Below are 21650 nucleotides of genomic sequence, written 5' to 3' on the forward strand. Positions count from 1 at the left end.
TTTAATGTTCTTTGACGTGTTCAGCAAGTAATGAATTGCCGAGTAACTAAGGTTTATTTAGTTTCTGAAAAAACTTACCCGTATCTTTAAAGTTACTCTTGGATCTGTATTTGAGTATTCGGCATTGACGTGATGTTTTTGTCTTTATATTAAATCACTTTCTTGCTTTGTCTGTTGGACAATAATAGCAAGGCGGTTAACCACGTTATGAACGATACTGGGTAAATGTTCAAGATCAAGCGCATCAATCAAATTTTTTATTTCAAGCCCTAGCTCAGTGTCACCGACAATTTTTAATCGTCGTTGAAAGAATAAGGTATCGGGATCCTCTTTACGCCCAGCAATTAATAGTAAGTCATCACTACTGGCTGAAAAGCTTACGTCAGCTGTTTGTCTTTGGTTATCTTCGGTCATAATTAATTGACCATTGTTACAGCTGAGTAACCAATTTAATGCCAAGTCGGTTACTGAAATATCTAGCCATTTATCTTCTAAAAACGCAAAGTCATTGTCGGCTAAGGCTTCTTTATATACCGATTGTAGTGCGGTCAACAATAACTTTTTTTGAAGGCTGTAAGGTACGACACTTAACGTTGGTTTTAATATTTTAGGGACTAAGGTAACCACATTAGCCTAAAGGCTAGCGCGGCTCTTTTAATATCTACAGCGCTTTTTATTTTTCTTTGTTGATTCTTACTGGCTATGAAGGATAATAGCGATACTTATAATGACTAAACACTGACCTAATTAACCATGCGTATTGATAAATTTATATGTAAGAGCACTGAACTGACCCGAAGTGAAGCGAAGAAACTGCTAAAAATGGGGGATGTTCTAGTTAATGGTGAGGTGATTAAGAACGCAGCAACACAAGTGCATGAAAATAACAGCGTTACTGTTAACGGTGAAGCGCTCACGGCGCGCACTTCTCGTTATATAATGATGCATAAACCCTTAGATACTATTTGCAGTAATATCGATGAAGTTTATCCGTCTTTACTCAATTATATTGAAGTGGATAAAGTGTTTGATCTTCACATTGCTGGACGTTTAGACGCAGATACCACAGGCTTAGTATTAGTTACCGATGATGGCCGTTGGTCGCATAATATTATTTCACCCAAAAAAAACTGCGCCAAGGTTTACCGCGTTAATTTACGTAATGCAATATTATCTGAAAAGTCAGCGGAGCTAATTGAGCGCTTTACAGCTGGCTTACAGTTACAAGGAGAAGATCAACTGACTCTGCCAGCTAAATTAGAAATACTCAATGAAAAAGAAGTATTACTGACCATCACCGAAGGTAAGTACCATCAAGTTAAGCGAATGTTTGCTGCTGTTGGTAATAAAGTGATTGGTTTACATCGCCAGCAAATCGGCGAAATTAACTTAGATGTTGAATTAGGCATGTGGCGCTACTTAACGGATGCCGAGGTAAATAGCTTTTAGTTAGCTACTTTGGTGTTGTGACCCTCACTGACTGCTATCTTTGTCTTTGCCTCGAGTAACAAAGCTATCTCAAATGAAGAAAAAGTCAACCAAATAGCCATCACCGGAAGTTTTACAGTATAAGAATGCAATAAGATATCTAGGCGTTTTTTGAGCGTTGTCCATATTAATTATCTATCAGGGCTGTAACTGATTTTCATATCTTTATATAAAACAGTGGCTTATCTTGGCTTAATGTTTATTGGGACATAAAAAGCTGATTTAGCCACTAGTGATACAGAAACTCAGTAATCAATTGTTCTGATTAATATTCAAGCTGATAAAGTTTTCATGGTGCTTCTCACCAAGTTAAGTGATGAAAATTTAATGCGCTTTTAAGTGGTCAGCAAGTAATGAATTAAACGTCTCCAATGCGGTATATAATTCACTTATGCTCTCATTCAATGCCGTTATATTCTTTTCTTTTGATAGTATTTCTATCTTAGTGACTAAGTTTTGTACTTGAGCTCCACCTAAGTTACCTGCTGCACCTTTAATTGAATGCAGGTTATAATTTATCTTTTGCCAATTTTCTGCCTTTATTGACTCTTGCAGTTCGCGTGTTTTTTCTTCGCTATCATCTAGGTAACATTTTACCAATAATGTCATTTTTTTAGGGTTTCCACCCAGCCGTTTTAATAAATGAGCTTTGTGCCAAGGGCTATCATGCTCACTTTTAGATTTTTCAATTGATTGACTACTTAAGGTGAGGTGGTCTGAATTTAAGGTATCAGTATCGAAACGCTCTTCTTTATCAGCTGTTACTCCAAGCCATAACTTTAATTTAGCTTTAACTTTATTTATTTCTATAGGTTTTGTTAAGTAGTCATCCATGCCTGCTATTAAACATTTCTCTTTATCTCCTTGCATTGCATTTGCTGTCATCGCAATGATAGGAATAACTTTATTCTTTTGGCCTGCATCTCCTTTGCGAATAAGTCGTGTTGCTTCATAGCCATCCATTTCTGGCATTTGGCAATCCATTATGACCAAACAGTAAGGGTGGCTTTTTAATGACTCTTTTAAGCTTATCAGTGCTTCTAAGCCGTTTGCTACTGCGTCAGCTGTTAATCCTAATTCTTCTAAAACACCCAAAGCGACCATTTGGTTTATGCGATTGTCTTCAACAATTAATATTCTTATATTTTTGGCAGATGAAACGAATAATGGTTTTTTATCCTCTGTTGTTACTATTTTCATTGCATTAACATAATCATGAGTAACTAATGGTGACGCTTGCTTTAGTATTTCTCCGCCATGAGCAACTACAGATAAAGCTTTAAATAGATTTGATGTTGTTGTTGGCTTAGGGAAATAAGCACTAAAACCAATATCTGCAAAATGTTTTGCGTCACCTCTTTCACCCATAGAGGTCATCATAACGAGTTTCATTGCTTTAAATTCTTGTTGGTTTTTTAATTTTTTCGCTAAGGTTTCTCCTGACATATTAGGCATTTGCATATCAAGTATGGCAATATCAAAAAAGTGTGTGCCGGTATCTTCATATCGCTTTTTACATAGAGCCAATGCTGCATCACCGCTATCAGCTTCTTCAATATTTGCCCCCCACAGCTGTAACTGCGAGCGAAGGACATCGCGATTGGTTTTATTGTCATCAACAATTAAAATGTGCAATGCCGAAATATTTATTTCGGGTATAACTAGGGTCGAATTTTTACTTTTCTCAACTAATAAGCTAAATTCAAAACAACTACCTTCACCCATTTTATCAACTACATTAATATCGCCGTGCATTAAATTACAGAGTTTTTTCGTTATTGTTAACCCAAGCCCTGTGCCCCCATATTTACGTGTCGTCGATGAGTCTACTTGACTAAATGCTGAAAAAAGCCCTTCTTTTTTATCTGCCGGAATGCCGATTCCTGTATCAGATATCTGACAATGTAATATTAATTCATCACCATAATTACTCTTTTTAGTGATGAGTTTTACGGTAATAACTATCTCTCCATGATTTGTGAACTTTATTGCATTGCCGACAAGATTCGTCAGTATTTGTCTAATTCTGCCCGGATCTGATTTGATCATCGATTCTTTTATACCCGTAAGATCTAGGATTATTTCTAAACCTTTATCTTGAGCAGGTAAGGCCATAGCTTCAGCAAAGTCACCTAATAAGTTTCTTAAATTAAAATCTAAGTATTCAAGTTCGAGTTTACCCGCATCAACTTTTGAAAAATCTAGAATGTCATTAATTAAAGTTAATAAGGAGTCAGCACTAGATTTTGCGATATTAACTCGGTGTTTTTGTTCATCATCAAGTTTACTATTAAGTAATAAACCTAACATGCCTAATACACCGTTCATGGGGGTGCGTATTTCATGGCTCATATTTGCTAAAAACTCTGACTTTAATTTCGCGCCTTCTTCCGCTTTATTAAGTGCAGCAATTCTTTCTTGATATGAGTCATTAATATTTCGGCTAATAACCAGTAAAAGTGCAATAACGAAAAGGCTGAGTAAAAGTGCAGTTACTGCGGATATGTAAGAATCATTTCGTTTTTCTACCAACAAATGGGTGAGCGTTTTTTGTATTTGTGCAGAGAGATGATTTTCAATACTTTGTAATATTAGGTTTTTATTTTTAAGCACCCCTAAGGTGTATAAAGGATCATTCTCCCATAAATGGTTTTGCAAATACTCTAATGCTTCATTGGCGGGGTCATCATTAATAATAACCAATTGGTCAATCTCTGATGCCGATTTTCCTTGCTGTCTATATTGAGAAATATCTGACAACGTTTGTTTATATTGATTCAATACAGCTGAAAAACTGTCAAGCTGATACAAGGCTTTACGATTATATTGTTTAAGCGTTCGTAACTTACTGATAAGTTGTTCTACATCACTATGAAGCGTTAAAAAAGCGATTCGATATTTTTCATCATCACGCAGTAGATAATTTTTAAATTGATGTATCAGTCCATTATAGCCTATAGAAGTTTTTAGTTGAGCGACAAGCTCCTCAGTATTCCGTTCGAGCAAAACATTTTGAAGTCGATTAGCTTCACTTATTGTTTTATTATCAAGTAATTGAATTACATGGCTTTCGTTGTCTTTAAATAGTGAAGAGATAAATATATTATTATACAGTCTTTCTTGACTATTTTGTTGGCGGATACTTAGCTTAAGTGGACGTATGTCAATGGTATTATCATTTGTTTCTTCATTTTCAAGGGTCACTGTTAAAATAGTACTATTGAGCAGGTTTAAAGATTTCAACTTCAATAAAATAAGGAAATTACTGTGCATCTTTGCAATATTTTTATTTCTTATTTGATCTGAAAATGATTGTAATTTTGATAAAAAATCATTTTTCCAATCAATATGAAAATCAATGATTTGCTGCCAAGATATATTGTTAGCATCAATCCCTTCTCTAAGAGTTATTAACGCTGACTTTAGCTCAGCAACATATTGTTGATTAAATTCGCCAACAATAATGTCTTCAGATGTCATGCTTTTCTTTATTGACAACAGCAATGTATCAACAGCGATACGGAGTACTTTCAAGTCATCTAGTGATCGAGTATTTGACGAAATTTTTGCTGATTTTTCATCAAGACTAATTAAAAAAAGCGCACTGAGTTCTAATTCTTTGTTGAGGGCATCAATGAGCTTAGCAATATTACTATCCAACGCTATTATGCTTTCAGTATTGTGTAAAATTGAAATATCTTGTTGTTTATTGTGAACAATATTTAGCATTAATGTAATAGCAATAATAAGAGGTAAGCCGGCAGAAATTATAAGCTTTTTACGAATGTTTGATTCGTCAGATGATACATCGATAATATGCTTTCTAATTAATAAATAAATAATCGGTGTAATCGATAGGCTCAGTAATATAGCGTTCAATAACGCTTCAGGTAAAAATGGAAATAAGGTTTGTATCCAAGGCAAGAACTGCATAATTAAAAATTGGGTAAAGCCAATGGCAACGAAGATAAGAATGAGAATAATTAAAATATGAGTTTGATTCTTATTCTTTGATAGGAGACTCAAGTGATATTACCGCGCCGTTAGTTAATGTCCTGAGAAGTATAGACACAATTTTAAGTCTTTCATAATAAACACTTAAAATATTTAATTTTTATGAATTTTATTTTATATTAAACAATTATAATGGGGTGTCATATAGCCTAGCATCAACAATTAACTGCAGCATCGTTATTTTACTTATTCACTATAAGACAAACAATTTACGTAAGGCCATATGGTCAGACAAGTCAGCTTAGCCAATTAACCACTTTACCTTGAAGCCTCTTGAAAAACATGAGCAACTAACTTAGATGTCGAGCTATAAAGGGGAAATGAAAAATAAGTATTAACGACTATCACCGAAGGTAAACACCATTAGCTTAAACAAATATTTGCCGGTGTTGCTAATAAAGGGGTTGGTTTAGTTCGTCAATTAACAGGTAAAATTAATTGAGTATTGAAGTGGGCAAGTGGCGCTATTTAGCGAATGCTGAGGTAAATAGCTTTACTTGAATTATCAAGGTATTGTTTTCGAGTGTTGACAATATTACGGGCTATTATCCTTGTTGATTAACAAGTCAGCATAAACCGCATAACTTGCATAACCCAACACAGGAAAGACAATAATTAATAGCGGTAGTGCTACCACTAAAGTTAAAGACGTTATCATGACTAAGGTTAGCGCCCATTTAAACATTAATTTTTTATGTTTAAATACGGTTTTAACACTGATACTTACCGCATCAACAAAATTTAACTGTTGGTGAATAATCAAGGGTATAGAAAACACACCGAGTAAAAAGCCAATCACTGCAGTTACCCAGCCGATTAAACCGCTGTAAAGTAAAAACCAAAGTAATGATTCTCTTAACGCTGGATCAGTAATGAAAGTGTGGTCTAAAGGTAAGGGCTCTATGCCAAAATACAGTCCGTAAATCACTAAAGCATCGGTTATCCAAATAAAATAACACAAGGATAGAATAAAGATTAAAAACCAAATGCCTTTATTTTTTTGTCCCTTAATCGCAATTAAGTCTTTAAATGTAGGTATTTTATTTTTTTCTAATAGACCTGCAACTTGCTGAAAACCAATAATAAGAATAGGAGCAACAATGAAAAAACCGGCGATAAAAGGAAAGATAACTAAATCGGCACCAATGCGTAATAATAACCAATAGAGTAGACCGGCGATAATGCAAAAAAAGCTGCTAAATACTATACTGATGGTTTTAGTTTTGATGAAACTTGACCAACCAAATGCTAACCATTTTTTTATTGATGGCGTGGCTTTATCCATAATACTGAGTCTTTACTTATTTATAACGATAACAGCATTTTACCTGAGCATATTTTTAAATGGCTTGCTGAAGAACATCTATTTGATTTGTATCAAAACCATGGCTGAAAATAATCGTCAGTTAGCCTAGCAGTACTATTTATATAAAAGATTAAACTTTTATTCTTAGTTGCCGATTAAATGTACAACAAGACAATTACTGATGAACGGACAAGTAAAGTGGATGTACTGATAGATTTATTGCCTGCGGCCAATCAAGTAAAAATCGCTCAATCAAAAAAAGATAAGCGCCAAGCTAATAAATATAATCGTCAAATGAACTCAGCAGCAAGTCTGCCCGATATAGCAGATGATGTTAAAAATGGAGTGGGAATAAAAAAAGTGCTTTGGACAGGACCTGAACGCCGCTCATCTGCTGATCGACGTCATTTAAAAAATAAACGCGGACGTTGGTTAGAGTCACGCGACAGAAATGATCGCCGAACGACTCAATATGCAATATCAGTGAAAATTTAATTGCGCTAAATTGTTTACTTCTTTTGTAACTGATTAAATTTTTCCATTTGCTCTGCTGTTGCTGGCAATTGATGTTTTTCTTTCCATTCGCTATAGGGCATACCATAAATTTGATGACGAGCGGTCTCGATATCTACTTCAACACCTAACTTCTCAGCCTCAGCAACGGTCCATTTAGAAAAACAATTACGACAAAAACTCGCTAAATTCATTAACTCAATATTTTGTACATCTTTTCTACTGTCTAAGTGAGCCAGTAATCGACGAAAAACAGCAGCTTGTATTTCTATTTCTTTGTCCATATTAATCTCTTTATTTAGTTAAGTGGAGTTGACTGTTCAACTTCCTTAGTGGGTTTGTCATAAGGCAGAATACGAATAATCATACCTATATAAGGATGATCAAAATAGTGTATTTCTGTGCTTCTGACTCGTCTGTCTTGTTTAAAGTTTATCGTTTTTAAAATTGCCGATGGCTTTTGTTTATCACCAGGTAATAACTTTTGCGTTGCTTGTTCGGCTAACGACATATTCATTACATTAAGATCAGCGGTAATATGTAAATAAAAGTCAACTTCTACCTTGATAAAACCCTCTACTGTCCAATTTTGAGGAGGCTTTATTGGGGCTGCCTGCATTGTGTTAGTATTCAATATTACCGCTGTGTCGTTTATATCTTGCTCTATTTCAGCGAGTAAACTTTTTGTCTCAGTAGGTAAATTGGGTAGCTTTATCAGCAGCTCTTGTAAACGTTCTGCCATTATTTTTTCTTTTACTGTTTCATCTGACCCTTCTATTTGGGCCGAAGTATCTTTGTATAATACGCTATGCAGGGCCTCTTCTTGCCTTTGTGCTTGTTTGCGTTGCTGTTGAAATTGTTGCAATTCTTTTTGGTATTGTTCAGCAAAATTTTCACCGGCAATAACTTTCAGTGGCACAGCTAATTGTTTAGTTTTTGTCTTTTGACGCCAGCCAAAATGCAGTAATGGTTTGAAATTTCGACTGCGGGCTATTTCTTTAACAATATCGTCAAGTTGTAATGATTCTTTATTAAGTAAGTAGTCTTCATCACTATAGATATTTTCAATATTATTAATAGTAGGCGGTACTTGCTCAAGATTAAAAGCGTTATAACTTTGATAAGCATAAGCATCGGTTGATTGATTAAAGTGCTGAAATTCCTCTACAGAAATAGTACAAATACCGTCGGTAAATGAGGCAGTTTCGTTGGCATAAGTTAAGGGAAAAGTTGAAAATTCAGCCGCTGCTTGCTCAAGTAACATTAAGCGTTGCGTTAATTCTTTTTCACTCATCACTTGTTTTGGTAATGGCATAGCTAGGCTGCTGTTGTCATCCGCTTTTAATGAATTATTTATCGGCGCTGGGCTATCATCGATATTGTCTAAAGTCACTTGTCTATGTGTGCCATCGCTAAATTTTGATATTGATGGATCGGTTAACGACTCGTCTATCGTTTGGGCTGAAAGCGTTTGTAATTCAGCTAAGCTTTTAGCAACATAGTAAGGCTGTTCTTTTATGGCCGTTATAGCTTGCTCAAGGAGTGATTGAGCATAAGTAGGATTATCACAACGGGGTAATTGCTGTTTTAAGCTGGTGATATCAGGGTTAAGGTAGGGGCCTAACAAGTCAATAATATTTCGGTATTGGGGTAAAAGCGTATTATTTGGAAACTTCTCTTTTAATTGCGCTTTATCGCCCAGTTGACTAAACAGGATCACTTCCACTTCAAACCAGCGGTCGTCATTATCTTTATCAGCGGCACTGGTTTGTTGTGAAAATATTAAGGCTGCACAGAGCAGCGCTAAATGTTTTAAATTCATTAATCATCCAAAGAGTTATAACCTGCCTTGTTATTGTAAACTAAGGCATTGAGTCTACTCTGTTATCTTACGGTTATTTTTTTGTTTTTACTAAATCATTTAACATAGATGTCACTAAAATAAAGCGTGATTTACTGTCTTCAGTGGCAATTTTAAATTGGAGTTTATTAGCGCCAACTAATTTATAAACTTTTGGCTGTTGCTGAATAAGACCAATAATAAGCATAGGATCAACTTTTGTCTCATCGCTAAACTCAATAGAGCCACCTGCTGGACCTGCTTCAATACGAGAAACCCCTATTTTTTGGGCCTTTAAACGTAACTTCGCAATATGGACTAGATTTTTAGCAGCCTGCGGTAATAAGCCAAAACGGTCAATTAATTCTACTTGAATTTCGTCAAGTTCATTTTTATTGCCGCAACTGGCGATACGTTTATAAATACTTAACCGTAAGCTGACATCAAAAATATAATCGTCTGGTAGTAACGCCGGTACCCGCAATTCAATTTCAGTTTGCTTAGCGGTCATATTTTCAAGCGAAAGCTGTTTGCCTTGCTTCAACGCTGAAACAGCTTGATCGAGCATTTCCATATAAAGGGTAAAGCCGATTTGGCTCATCGAACCACTTTGTCCCTCACCTAATAATTCACCTGCGCCACGAATTTCGAGATCGTGTGTGGCCAAGGTAAAACCAGCGCCTAAATCTTCAAGAGACGCAATAGCTTCAAGACGTTTCTTCGCATCTTTAGTAATACGTTTAACATGTGGTGTTAATAAATAAGCATAAGCTTGATGATGTGAACGACCCACTCGGCCTCGTAATTGATGGAGTTGCGCTAGACCTAAATGGTCGGCTCTGTCCATAATAATGGTATTAGCTGTTGGCACATCGATACCTGTTTCGATAATCGTTGTACAAACTAATACATTGTAACGTTGGTGATAAAAGTCGCCCATAATGCGTTCAAGTTCACGTTCGCGCATTTGCCCATGGGCGGTGGTTACTTTTGCTTCTGGCAGCAGTTTTTGAATATCTGCAGCGGTTTTATCGATAGTATCAACGTTGTTATGTAAAAAGTAAACCTGACCACCACGAAGGATTTCACGTAAAATAGATTCACGAATAAGGGCGTCGTCACGTTCGCGAACAAAGGTTTTTACCGCTAAGCGTTTTGCCGGCGGTGTGGCAATAATCGATAAGTCGCGCATGCCGCCCATCGCCATATTCAAGGTCCGTGGAATAGGGGTTGCGGTCAATGTTAAAATATCAACATTGCTGCGTAATTGTTTGATTTTTTCTTTTTGCTTTACACCAAATCTATGTTCTTCATCGACCACTAATAAACCTAGGTCTTTATATTTAATACTATTTTGCAATAACTTATGGGTGCCGATCAGAATGTCTATTTGGCCTGATTCAACATCGGCAATAACAACGTTTTGCTCTTTGGCTGTTTTAAAACGTGATAATACTTCTATAGCAACCGGTAAATTAGCAAAACGGTCGCGAAAGTTTTCATAATGTTGTTGGGCAAGCAAGGTTGTTGGCACTAAGATAGCCACTTGCTTGCCGTCGTTAACGGCAACAAAAGCGGCACGCATCGCAACTTCAGTTTTACCAAAACCGACATCTCCACAAACGAGTCTGTCCATGGCCTTATCGCTGAGCATATCAGACACTACTGCTTTAATGGCTTGCTCTTGATCAAAGGTTTCTTCAAACGGGAAACTGTCTGAAAAAGCTTGATACTCAGCTTTGTCACGTTTGAATTGATAACCTTTATTACTGGCTCTGCTGGCGTATATATCGAGTAGTTCAGCCGCCACGTCACGCACTTTTTCAGCGGCCTTTTGTTTTGCTTTACTCCAAGTATCGTTACCTAATTTATGTAACGGTGCACTTTCTGCGTCGGCGCCCGAATAACGGCTAATTAAATGCAATGAGCCAACCGGTACATAAAGCTTTGATTCACCTGCGTAAATTAAAACTAGAAACTCAGTGGTTATGCAACTGTTTTCAATGGTTTGTAAGCCCATGTAGCGACCAATACCATGCTCAAAATGGACAACAGGTTGTCCCATTGAAAGCTCGGCTAAGTTTTTAAAAATAGCATCCGCTTGAATAGTTTGTTGTTTGGTACGGCGGCGACTTTGTTTTATCCGCTCTCCTAAAAGTTCATCTTCGGTGATTAGGGCTATCGCATTTTTCTTAGCGGTGCCTTTACTTTGAAAGATAAAACCACTGTTGAGGGTATTCACTGTGATGCCAAGTTTGTCCGGGCTTGCGACAAAGCTTTCAATATCGTCAAAATATTGTGGCTTGATATGGTTACGCTCTAATAACTCTAAAACGCTTTCTCGACGGCCTTGGCTTTCGGCAACAAATAAAATCTTATCTGGGGTTTCTTTGTCGCGAATAAAATTATTGATTAATTCAAAAGGCTGTTTCAGTTGATGATTAACCGTAACATCAGGTAAGGGAGTGACATCAAAACGGATATGACCGGCTTTTGACTTTTCAATGTCGTCACTGTCAGTTTCTTGTAACGCGTTTATTACCGGCACTTTTTCTATTGAAATTCGGTCAAAAGGTTTTAAGGCACGATAAAACTCTTCACTATTTAAAAAGAGTTTCTTGGGGGGTAATAATGGCCGAGTCAGATCATAACGACGTTCTTCAAATCGGTAATCAATATCAAGCCAGTACTGTTCAATAGCTTTATCAATATCGCCACTGAGCATTATCCGTGTGTTTTCGCCTAAATAGTCACACAAAGTGCTCGTTTCTTCAAAGAACAAGGGGAGGTAATATTCAATACCTGCCGGCAAAATACCATCACTGACCTGATGATATATTGACTCTTTATGAATGGTGTTAGGAAATTCTTCTCGGTATTGACGACGAAATAAATTTATTGCTGCTTCGTCGGTCGGAAATTCGTGTGCGGGTAATAAATTTATTTCATCTATTTTATCACTTGAACGCTGGTTTTCAGGATCGAACAAGCGAATGTCATCAATTTCATCATCAAAAAAATCTAAGCGAAACGGAGTTTTACAGCCCATAGGGAATATGTCGAGAATTGCACCACGTGCCGAGAATTCACCATGCTCCATTACTTGTTCTACGCAGCGATAACCACTGGCTTCAAGATTTTGTCGCATTTGATGTAAGTCTTTTTTATCACCTACTTTTACGATCAAACTATTCGTACGCAAATACTGCGTTGGCGCAAGGCGTTGTAATAATGTTGAAACCGGCACAATAATAATGCCACTTTTCATATTTGATAATTGGTAAAGCGTTGCTAGTCGCTGGGAAATAATATCTTGATGCGGTGAAAAGGTATCATAGGGCAATGTTTCCCAATCAGGAAATAAGCAAATAGGCAGTTGCCGCTTTTTATTTAAACTTTTTAATTCTTGCTCGAAACGCAATGCTGACTGGGTGTCATTGGTTAATAACAACATCGGAGCGTCGGCATTGAGGGCGCCATGGTATATAGCTAGCGTGTCACTACTACCTAGTAAATTAGTCCAATGCTTTTTATCAGCATGTTTGCCACGACGTTTAGTTAATACAGGTTCAAATAAGCTAGCAGTTTTACTCATGATTTCTCTATCAAATAATGATTGTTAATAAGGCGTCTAAAACAGCGCATTATCTTAACATGAGTTATGGTTAAATTTTAAGAACGAGTAAATACTTTTTTGTTTAAAAAACTATAGTGATATAATAAGGCCCAGCTTTACATTGGGTAGAGCCTGCTGTGTTTTTTGGAGAGTTTCGTGACCAATAATGATGTTTTACGTCGTTTAAGATATACCTTTAATTTTAATGATCAAAAGATGATCGACCTATTTAATTTAGCAAAGTTAACGGTAAGTCGTGAACAAATCAGTTATTGGTTGAAAAAAGAAGATGATCCACAAGTTGTTAACTGCACCGATGTTCAGCTAGCAACTTTTTTGAACGGTTTAATTATTGACAAACGTGGCGCCCGTGATGGTGAAACACCGCCAGCTGAAAAACGAATGAATAACAATCTTGTGCTCAACAAATTAAAAATAGCATTAGCGCTGCGCGCAGAAGATGTTCTCGATATGATGTCTACCTCAGGTATACGTATGACTAAACCTGAATTAAGTGCATTTTTTCGTAAGCCCGATCACAAACATTACCGCGAGTGTAAAGATCAGTTTTTGAGAAACTTTATTCAAGCCATTGATACCAAATATCATGTTAATCGTCCTGAAAAATTCACCCCAAAGCGTGAAGTTGAAACGGTAAAAAAACCTGAGTTACCAAAAAAAGACTATCAAACAGCTAAGCCTAAAGTGAGCAAAATATACATAAACCCCAATGCCACTAAAGCAACAGATAACGATGATAAACCTAAAAGAACAGTGTTAAAACTTAAGCCTTCAGATATTTATAAAAATTAGGTTTTAGGCGTGGTTATTTATATTCAGTAATTCTTGAGAATAAATTTTTCTTTGTTAATCATAAAAGTATAAATTCTACTCTAATTGAAAAGAGCTTTTACCTCGGTATAAGCTCTTTTTTATGTCTTATAAAAATAGAAAAGGTAAAGTTCCTTTTATCGTAATTACAATGCGATTTGTCGAACAGCTATTGCCAACACTATCATTTTTGATCAAGACTAGATAAAAGCATTTTAAATTCAGAACATTTACAGTTATTGCAATGTAACTATATATTCCTATAAAAAGAGATACTTATGACTTTCAAAAGTACATTACTGGTAGTGGCTATTTCTAGCTCATTACTTGCCGCTTGCACAGAACAAAAAGGTATTGATACACCACAAACAAGCTCAAAGGAAGCTGAGAAAAAAAGTGCGATTAAAGCACTGTCTGAATCAGAAAAAGCTAACCAAATATTTGATGCTATTTTTGATGAAGGTGTTGCACGAAGCCCGATGATGCAAACTTATTTAGGCATAAAAACAGATTATGATAAATGGGATGATATTTCAGAAGAAAACACGCTAAAAGAATTAGCGATTACTCATGAAAACCTCCAACGTGTTAAAGCCATCGATAGTCAAAAACTCGATGAGCAGACAATGATCAGCTATCACTTATTGGTACAAAAATTAGAAAATACAATTGCTGACCATAAGTGGCGTTTTCATAACTATCCTGTAAATCAAATGCGTGGCTTACACTCGAGTTTACCTGCATTTTTAATTAATCAGCATTCCATTAGCAATGTCAAAGAAGCACAAGATTATATTGCTCGAGTGCAGGGTGCTAAAGTACTTTTAGAACAATTAACGACACAACTAAAATTGCGTGAAGACTTAGGTATTATCGCCCCTAAGTTTGTTTTTCCTCACGTTATTCGTGACTCTCAAAATATTCTTGCAGGTGCTCCATTTGAAGAAGGAAAAGACAGTACGATTTTAGCTGACTTCACTAAAAAGGTGAATAAACTTGAGATCAATGCCGCTGAAAAAAGCACGCTCTTAGCAGAGGTTAATACCGCATTAATAACCAGCATAAAGCCTGGATATCAACAATTAGTCAGTTATTTAGAAACGCTAGAAAAAAAAGCAGACAATAGAGATGGCGCATGGAAATTTCCAGAAGGTGAAGCATTCTTTAATAATGCATTACAACGCACCACCACAACAGATTTAACCGCTAACCAAATTCACCAAACTGGCTTAAGTGAGGTGGCTCGAATTCACGGTGAAATGCGCGTAATTATGGAAAAGGTTGGCTTTGAAGGCGAACTTGGTGAGTTTTTTGAATTCATGCGAAATGACAAACAATTTTATTACGCTGCTGATGACGCGGGTAAACAACGTTACTTAGATGAAGCTGTTGCTTTAATTGATGATATGGAAGGACGTTTAGACAGTTTATTTTTAACCAAACCTAAAGCTAAGCTAAAGGTTAAAGCGGTTGAAGCTTTTAGAGAACAATCTTCAGGTAAAGCTTTTTATCAACAGCCTGCACCTGATGGCTCTCGTCCAGGTGTTTATTATGCCAACCTTTACGATATGCAAGCGATGCCAACTTATCAAATGGCAGCGCTTGCGTATCACGAAGGGATCCCTGGTCATCATATGCAAATAGCGATAAAACAAGAGCTAACAAATATTCCAAAATTTCGTAAATTTGGTGGTTATACCGCACACACCGAAGGTTGGGGTTTGTACTCAGAAATGATCCCGAAGGAAATTGGTTTATACCAAGACCCTTATTCTGATTTTGGTCGTTTAGCTATGGAGTTATGGAGAGCTTGTCGTTTAGTGGTTGATACGGGTATTCATACGCAAAAATGGACGAGAGCTCAAGGTATTGAATATTATGTCGCAAATACGCCAAATGCTAAGTCTGACGCTGTAAAAATGGTAGAGCGCCATGTTGTTATGCCGTCACAAGCAACCGCATATAAAATTGGCATGTTAAAAATTATTGAGCTACGTGAACACGCTAAAGTCGAACTTGCTGAGAAATTTGATATTCGTGAGTTTCATGATGTGGTACTTCGTAATGGTCCAGTACCCTTAAATGTTTTAGCTCAATTAGTTGATACCTATATAGCGAATAAAAAATAGCGAATAAAAAAGCTTAAGCTAAAGTCTTATTGCAGTAAAAAATCTTTACAAAAGAGAAGTGCCGTTCGGTACTTCTCTTTTTTATGGGGATTAGGTAAATATCTATTGATGATAATCAGACGTTAATTGATTTTTCTAGGAATAAGCCGATATTTATTTAATTCTTAAGCAACTTTTGCCCTTAATGCGTAAAATTTATAATTTGCCGAGATAAGCGCTATTCCCTTTGATTAACAGTTGTTATAATGCCGAAAAATAACGTAGTTTAAATTCTTTTTAGAGGTTTTGTGGATGTCGGAAGCTGAAAAACGCCCAACAAATTTTATTCGTCAAATTATCGATGCGGATCTTGAAAGTGGTAAACATTCGAGTGTACAAACTCGTTTCCCACCTGAGCCCAATGGTTTTTTACATATTGGCCATGCGAAAGCAATTTGTTTAAATTTTGGCATTGCTCAAGATTACCTAGGCTTATGTAATTTACGTTTCGATGATACCAACCCTGAAAAAGAAGACATTGATTACGTTAACTCAATTCAAGAAGACGTAAAATGGTTAGGGTTTGATTGGGCGGGTAAGGTTCATTACTCCTCTGATTACTTTGATCAATTGCATGGTTTTGCTGTTGAATTAATTGAAAAAGGCTTGGCATACGTTTGTTTCTTAAATGCGGATGAAGCACGCGAACATCGTGGTTCGCTCAAAGCGCCAGGGAAAAATAGCCCGTATCGTGATACGAGTGTTGAAGATAACTTAGCACTTTTTGCCAAAATGAAAGACGGTAAATGTAAAGAAGGCGAATGTGTTCTTCGCGCTAAAATTGATATGACATCAAGCTTTATGTGTTTGCGTGACCCGATTCTTTATCGCGTTCGTTTTGCTCATCATCATCAAACAGCCGACAAATGGTGCATTTACCCGATGTACGATTTTACCCATTGTTTATCTGATGCTATTGAAGGTATTACCCATTCACTTTGTACATTAGAATTTCAAGATAACCGTCGTTTATATGACTGGGTACTTGAAAATGTATCGATTGATGTTGTACCACATCAATATGAATTTTCACGTTTAAACCTTGAATATACGGTGATGAGTAAACGTAAACTTCATACGTTAGTTGATGAAAAGCTTGTAAATGGTTGGGACGATCCGCGTATGCCAACGATTGCTGCTTTTCGTCGTCGCGGTTACACTCCGAGCTCATTACGTGAGTTTGCTAAACGTATTGGCGTTACTAAAATGGACAATACCGTTGAAATTGGAGTTTTAGAAGCTTGTATTCGTGAAGACCTCAATGACAATGCACCTCGTGCTATGGCGGTACTTGACCCGATTAAATTGGTAATAGAAAACTATCCAGCAGATCAAGTAGAAGAATTAACAGTAAAAAATCATCCAAGTGATGATGAACAAGGGACTCGCATTGTTCCTTTCGCCGCAGAACTTTATATTGAAGCGGAAGACTTTCGTGAAGAAGCTAATAAAAAATATAAACGTTTAGTGCTTGATAAAGCCGTGCGTTTACGTGGTGCTTACGTTGTTACCGCCACACGTTGTGACAAAGACAGCGAAGGCAATGTTACGACCGTTTATTGTAATTATAATGCCGATACCTTAGGTAAAAATCCTGAAGATGGTACTAAACCAAAAGGTGTAATTCATTGGGTTGCTGCTCAGCAATCTATTGATGCAGAAATTCGTTTATACGACCGTTTATTTAATGTACCAAATCCTGCTGCTGCAGAAAATTTTCAGAGTGTGATGAATGAAGATTCGTTAATTACCATTAGTCACGCTAAAGTAGAACCATCATTGGTCAATGCTAAACCTGAACAAGCCTTTCAATTTGAACGCCAAGGTTATTTTTGTCGTGATAATAAAGACTCACAAGGTGATAAGTTAGTATTTAACCGTACGGTAGGTTTGCGCGATACTTGGGCTAAAATGGGTAACTAATTACCCTACTATTACGTTTAAAACCTTTATTTACTGGAATCTCACCGGTATATAAAGGTTTTTTTTTATCTAAATTTATACTTTAATTTTTTCATCATATAGCTTGTTTTGAATGGTATCGTAATTCTTAATATATTTAGGTGTGTGATTTTAAAGTTTAGATAACAGACGAGCTATTTTTGAAAAACTAACGAAGTTAAACGTCCGCTAGTGATAAATAATGCAATAGCGTTATATTTATTATTTAAACGTGATAGTTAATAAGATTTTATTAGCAAGTTAACAAAACATAGTGATAAAAATAAAGCCAGCTTATGTTAATTCAGCTGGCTTTATTTAATTTTATAGGTAATAAACAGGCGTTTTTTATTAACGCGTTGCTGCTTTCATTTCTTGAACAAAACGTGTTAATGCCGCCAACATTGCTTGGTTATCATCAAGATTATTTTCAATGATTTTAACCACGGCAGAACCACTTATTGCGCCAGCGGCACCCGTTGCAAGTGCTGCTTTAACTTGTTCTGGGTTAGAAATACCAAACCCTATCACGCCAGGTGAGGCATTATTTGCCTTTAGCTTTTCAATTAAGTGAATAGCAGGATTAGTGGCTTCTACCGATGCACTTTTAGGCGTATCCACACCCGTTACACCCGCACGACTTAATACGTAGGTATAGCCGTAGCTATATTTTGCAACCTGCTTTAATGTTTCTTCGCTGCCGTTAGGCGGAGCAATAAATATTGGCGCAACACCATACTTTAGTGCAGCAGAACGGAACGGGGCACTTTCACGCAAAGGTAAGTCAGCAATTAACACTGAATCAACACCAGCAGCAGCCATATCTTTATAAAAATCATCAATACCACGAGCAAAAACTAAATTTCCATAAAGTAGTAAACCGATTGGGATTTCAGGCGCGTAAGCACGAACTTTTGCTAAAATAGTTAAGCAAACATCAGTGTCTACCCCAGCGTTGAGTGCACGCAATGCCGCCATTTGAATAGTAATACCATCAGCACTTGGGTCTGAAAATGGAATACCTAATTCTAATGCATCTGCGCCAGCATCGATTAAAGCTTTGATTATTTCAAATGACTGCTCAATACTTGGATCGCCTACGGTCACAAACGGAATAAAAGCGCCTTGATTCTTTTTTGCTAATTCAGCAAAAGTTTGCTGATAACGTGTAGTCATCTGCTTGTTTGACGTTGTGTCTAAGCTCATTTTGCTTCTCCTTGAATTTTTGCTTCATTTTCAGCTTGTAACACTGTTTGCACATGCGCTAAATCTTTGTCACCGCGCCCTGATAAATTAACAAGAAATACTGTTTCCTCAGTAACCGCTTCCGCCATTTTAATCGTATGAGCAAGGGCATGTGATGGTTCAAGTGCTGGAATAATACCTTCATTCATTGCTAACAGTTTAAAAGCTGATAACGCTTCGTCGTCATTAATAGGCACATATTGAGCTCGACCCGTATCTTTTAAAAAGGCATGTTGCGGACCAACAGCTGGGTAGTCTAGACCGGCTGAAACCGAGTACGACTCCTCTATTTGTCCTGATTTATCTTGCATAATATAAGTGTAGTTACCGTGTAACATACCTTTTGTACCGGCAACTAAGGTTGCACCATGTTGGTTGGTATTAACACCTTTGCCACCCGCTTCCACACCAATTAATTTTACACTGCTCTCTTTAATAAAATCATGGAATATACCAATGGCGTTTGAACCACCACCCACACAAGCAATGACATAATCTGGTAAGCGACCTTCTTGTTTAAGGATTTGCTGTTTAGCTTCTTCGCCAATCATTTTTTGAAATTCACGAACGATAGTTGGAAACGGGTGAGGACCTGCGGCTGTGCCTAACAAGTAATGAGCGTTTTCATAGTTTGCAGACCAGTCACGCAAAGCTTCATTAACGGCATCTTTTAAGGTGCCGGAGCCTGCAGTAACAGGGATAACTTCTGCTCCCATTAATTTCATGCGAAATACATTGGGTTGTTGACGTTCACAGTCTAATGCGCCCATGTAAACTCGACATTTCAAACCTAATAGTGAACAAGCGATAGCTGTAGCTACGCCGTGTTGCCCAGCACCTGTTTCGGCAATAATTTCTGTTTTACCCATACGTTTAGCGAGTAATGCTTGGCCAAGGACTTGATTGGTTTTATGCGCGCCACCGTGTAATAAGTCTTCGCGCTTTAAGTATATTTTAGCTAATGGATTTTTACATAAATTACGGGTTAAGGTCAGGGGGGTCGGACGTCCCGCGTAATTTGTTAGTAGGTCATTAAACTCAGTTAAAAAGCTCTCGTCTTGTTGTGAGTCAATAAATGCTTGCTCTAACTGCTCAAGGGCAGGGACTAATAATTCACCAACAAACATGCCACCAAATTCGCCAAAATAGGCTGGTAAAGTTGCTTTTACTTGGGTCGTCTCTTGTTTAATTGTTTGATCTGTCATTTTCTTTATTCCTAATGCTTTATACGAGTTACATGAATTAAGTGAGTTATTTATAGCGTATAAATATTCACTTAATTTGTGTGTTCGGTCTTATTAATAGTGTCTAATGGCGGCGAAAACTTGCTGAAGTTTTTCGCGGCTTTTAACGCCTGGGCTTGTTTCAACGCCTGAGTTGAGATCCAAACCGAATAAATCTAGTGTTGTTTTCTGGCTAACCGCCTGCGCTATATTATCGATAGACAACCCGCCCGCTAGAAAACAATGGCTTAAGTCTTGCCCAGAATCGGCTAACGCTCGCCAATTAAAGGTTTCACCACTGCCGGCATTTTTGCCGTCTAAGACATAAAACTGCGCATTACTCATTAACTCAGGTACTTCGTCTTCGACCGGCAAAGCTTTCCAACTTTGGCAGCCTTTTGGAAGTAATGGCTGCAATGAAGCGATATATTGTGAAGTTTCATTACCATGAAGTTGCACCGCAAATAAGTTTAGCTTGTGTGCAAGTTTCGCCACTTCTTCAATGGCATGATTAACAAACACGCCAACGTAACGTAAAGAGGGAACCTGCTCGACAATCATTTTTGCTTGTTGTTCGTTAACATACCTTGGCGACTTTTCAGCGAAAATTAAGCCACCAAATTGTGCGCCGGCATCAACAGCACTTTGGGCATAGTCAACTTGTGTTAAGCCGCAGACTTTATTATTGCCATAAATGAGTTTACGACAAGCTAAATCAATATCATCTTCTGCCATGATTGAACTACCCACTAAGAAGCCATCAACTGCTGGCGCTAACTCGCGAACTTGTTCGTTGGTATAAATACCCGATTCAGATATAACGATGCGATCAGCAGGCAGTGTCGGCGCATAGTCAAAGGTTCGAGCGATATCGGTGGATAAGTCGCGTAAATCTCGGTTGTTAATACCAATAAGTTTAGCGCCTAAATCAATGGCTCGATCGCGCTCTTCATCATTAGATATTTCAGTCAAGACCGCTAAGTTATATTGCTCTGCGATAGCAGATAAGTCTTTATATTCTTGGTCTGATAAAACGCTTAGCATCAATAAAATCGCATCGGCACCGTAATATCGTGCCAAATAAACTTGATAGGCATCAACAAAGAAATCTTTATTAAGTACTGGACAATTTACCGAATCAGTCACTATTTTTAAATATTCAAAAGTGCCTTGAAAGTATTTTTCATCGGTTAAAACAGAAATAGCGGCAGCATATTTATCGTAAATCTGGCAAATAGCCTTAGGGTCAAAATTTTCGCGTATTAAACCTTTCGATGGCGAAGCCTTTTTACATTCTAAAATAAAGCCAGCATGCGCGTGACCTTTTTTTCTATCAAGTGCACCGTACATATCTTTTTGAGTGGGTACTAAAGTGTCAATAAATTCACTTAATGGAAAATCAATTTTACGTTGCGCTATTTCGATACGTTTATCAGCAACAATTTTTTCTAATACATTTGCCATG

General features: G+C 37.1%; 14 protein-coding genes. 5 read left to right on the forward strand and 9 right to left on the reverse strand.

The features are described 5' to 3' along the window. Positions 1–144 precede the first annotated feature (144 nt). Entirely contained in the window at positions 145–627 is a 483-nt protein-coding gene (locus H4J57_RS14960) for an SCP2 domain-containing protein (protein ID WP_182243478.1), read from the reverse strand. Positions 628–753: 126 nt separating this feature from the next. On the opposite strand from H4J57_RS14960, the gene H4J57_RS14965 reads away from it, so the two are divergent. Then, positions 754–1449, forward strand: coding sequence for a pseudouridine synthase (locus H4J57_RS14965; protein WP_182215698.1), 696 nt, complete (start codon positions 754–756; stop codon positions 1447–1449). 363 nt (positions 1450–1812) lie between these two features. Here H4J57_RS14965 and H4J57_RS14970 read toward each other — a convergent pair whose 3' ends face one another. Together H4J57_RS14970 and H4J57_RS14975 are read right to left on the reverse strand one after the other, a co-directional pair. After that, entirely contained in the window at positions 1813–5514 is a 3702-nt protein-coding gene (locus tag H4J57_RS14970; protein ID WP_182243479.1) for a response regulator, read from the reverse strand. Positions 5515–6037: 523 nt separating this feature from the next. Further along, positions 6038–6787, reverse strand: a complete 750-nt coding sequence (locus tag H4J57_RS14975; RefSeq protein WP_182215702.1) for a DUF2189 domain-containing protein — start codon at positions 6785–6787, stop codon at positions 6038–6040. Positions 6788–6967: 180 nt separating this feature from the next. Here H4J57_RS14975 and H4J57_RS14980 point away from each other — a divergent pair, with 180 nt between their 5' ends. After that, positions 6968–7303, forward strand: coding sequence for a hypothetical protein (locus tag H4J57_RS14980; RefSeq protein ID WP_182243480.1), 336 nt, complete (start codon positions 6968–6970; stop codon positions 7301–7303). A gap of 14 nt (positions 7304–7317) precedes the next feature. On the opposite strand, the gene H4J57_RS14985 is transcribed toward H4J57_RS14980, so the two are convergent. The 3 genes from H4J57_RS14985 to mfd form a co-directional block, all read right to left on the reverse strand. Beyond that, positions 7318–7605 (reverse strand): DUF1244 domain-containing protein, encoded by a 288-nt coding sequence (locus H4J57_RS14985; RefSeq protein ID WP_182243481.1) that lies wholly within the window; start codon positions 7603–7605, stop codon positions 7318–7320. A 14-nt stretch (positions 7606–7619) separates the two neighbouring features. After that, entirely contained in the window at positions 7620–9143 is a 1524-nt protein-coding gene (locus tag H4J57_RS14990; RefSeq protein ID WP_182221556.1) for a CsiV family protein, read from the reverse strand. Positions 9144–9216: 73 nt separating this feature from the next. Beyond that, positions 9217–12756, reverse strand: coding sequence for a transcription-repair coupling factor (gene mfd, locus H4J57_RS14995; RefSeq protein ID WP_182243482.1), 3540 nt, complete (start codon positions 12754–12756; stop codon positions 9217–9219). A gap of 177 nt (positions 12757–12933) precedes the next feature. Between mfd and H4J57_RS15000 the strand changes: the two genes are divergently transcribed. From H4J57_RS15000 to glnS, 3 genes are all read left to right on the forward strand, one after another. Continuing rightward, positions 12934–13590, forward strand: coding sequence for a DUF1456 family protein (locus tag H4J57_RS15000; RefSeq protein WP_182215710.1), 657 nt, complete (start codon positions 12934–12936; stop codon positions 13588–13590). 296 nt (positions 13591–13886) lie between these two features. Continuing rightward, positions 13887–15737 (forward strand): DUF885 family protein, encoded by a 1851-nt coding sequence (locus H4J57_RS15005; RefSeq protein ID WP_182243483.1) that lies wholly within the window; start codon positions 13887–13889, stop codon positions 15735–15737. A 291-nt stretch (positions 15738–16028) separates the two neighbouring features. Further along, positions 16029–17699, forward strand: coding sequence for a glutamine--tRNA ligase (gene glnS / locus H4J57_RS15010; protein WP_182215714.1), 1671 nt, complete (start codon positions 16029–16031; stop codon positions 17697–17699). Between the two features lie 369 nt (positions 17700–18068). Here glnS and trpA read toward each other — a convergent pair whose 3' ends face one another. The 3 genes from trpA to trpCF form a co-directional block, all read right to left on the reverse strand. Further along, the gene (gene trpA / locus H4J57_RS15015; protein ID WP_409049410.1) at positions 18069–18923 is read right to left on the reverse strand and encodes a tryptophan synthase subunit alpha; all 855 of its coding nucleotides are present in this window, start codon (positions 18921–18923) and stop codon (positions 18069–18071) included. Beyond that, on the reverse strand, positions 18920–20167 hold the full coding sequence (trpB, locus tag H4J57_RS15020) for a tryptophan synthase subunit beta (RefSeq protein ID WP_182215716.1): 1248 nt from the start codon (positions 20165–20167) through the stop codon (positions 18920–18922). Before trpB ends, trpA begins: the two co-directional genes overlap by 4 nt. Before the next feature lie 93 nt (positions 20168–20260). Further along, positions 20261–21649, reverse strand: coding sequence for a bifunctional indole-3-glycerol-phosphate synthase TrpC/phosphoribosylanthranilate isomerase TrpF (trpCF, locus tag H4J57_RS15025; RefSeq protein WP_182221554.1), 1389 nt, complete (start codon positions 21647–21649; stop codon positions 20261–20263). Position 21650 lies beyond the last annotated feature (1 nt).

Origin of the sequence: Colwellia sp. BRX8-7 (genome assembly GCF_014077275.1) — a bacterium.
Taxonomy (GTDB): Bacteria; Pseudomonadota; Gammaproteobacteria; order Enterobacterales; family Alteromonadaceae; genus Colwellia_A.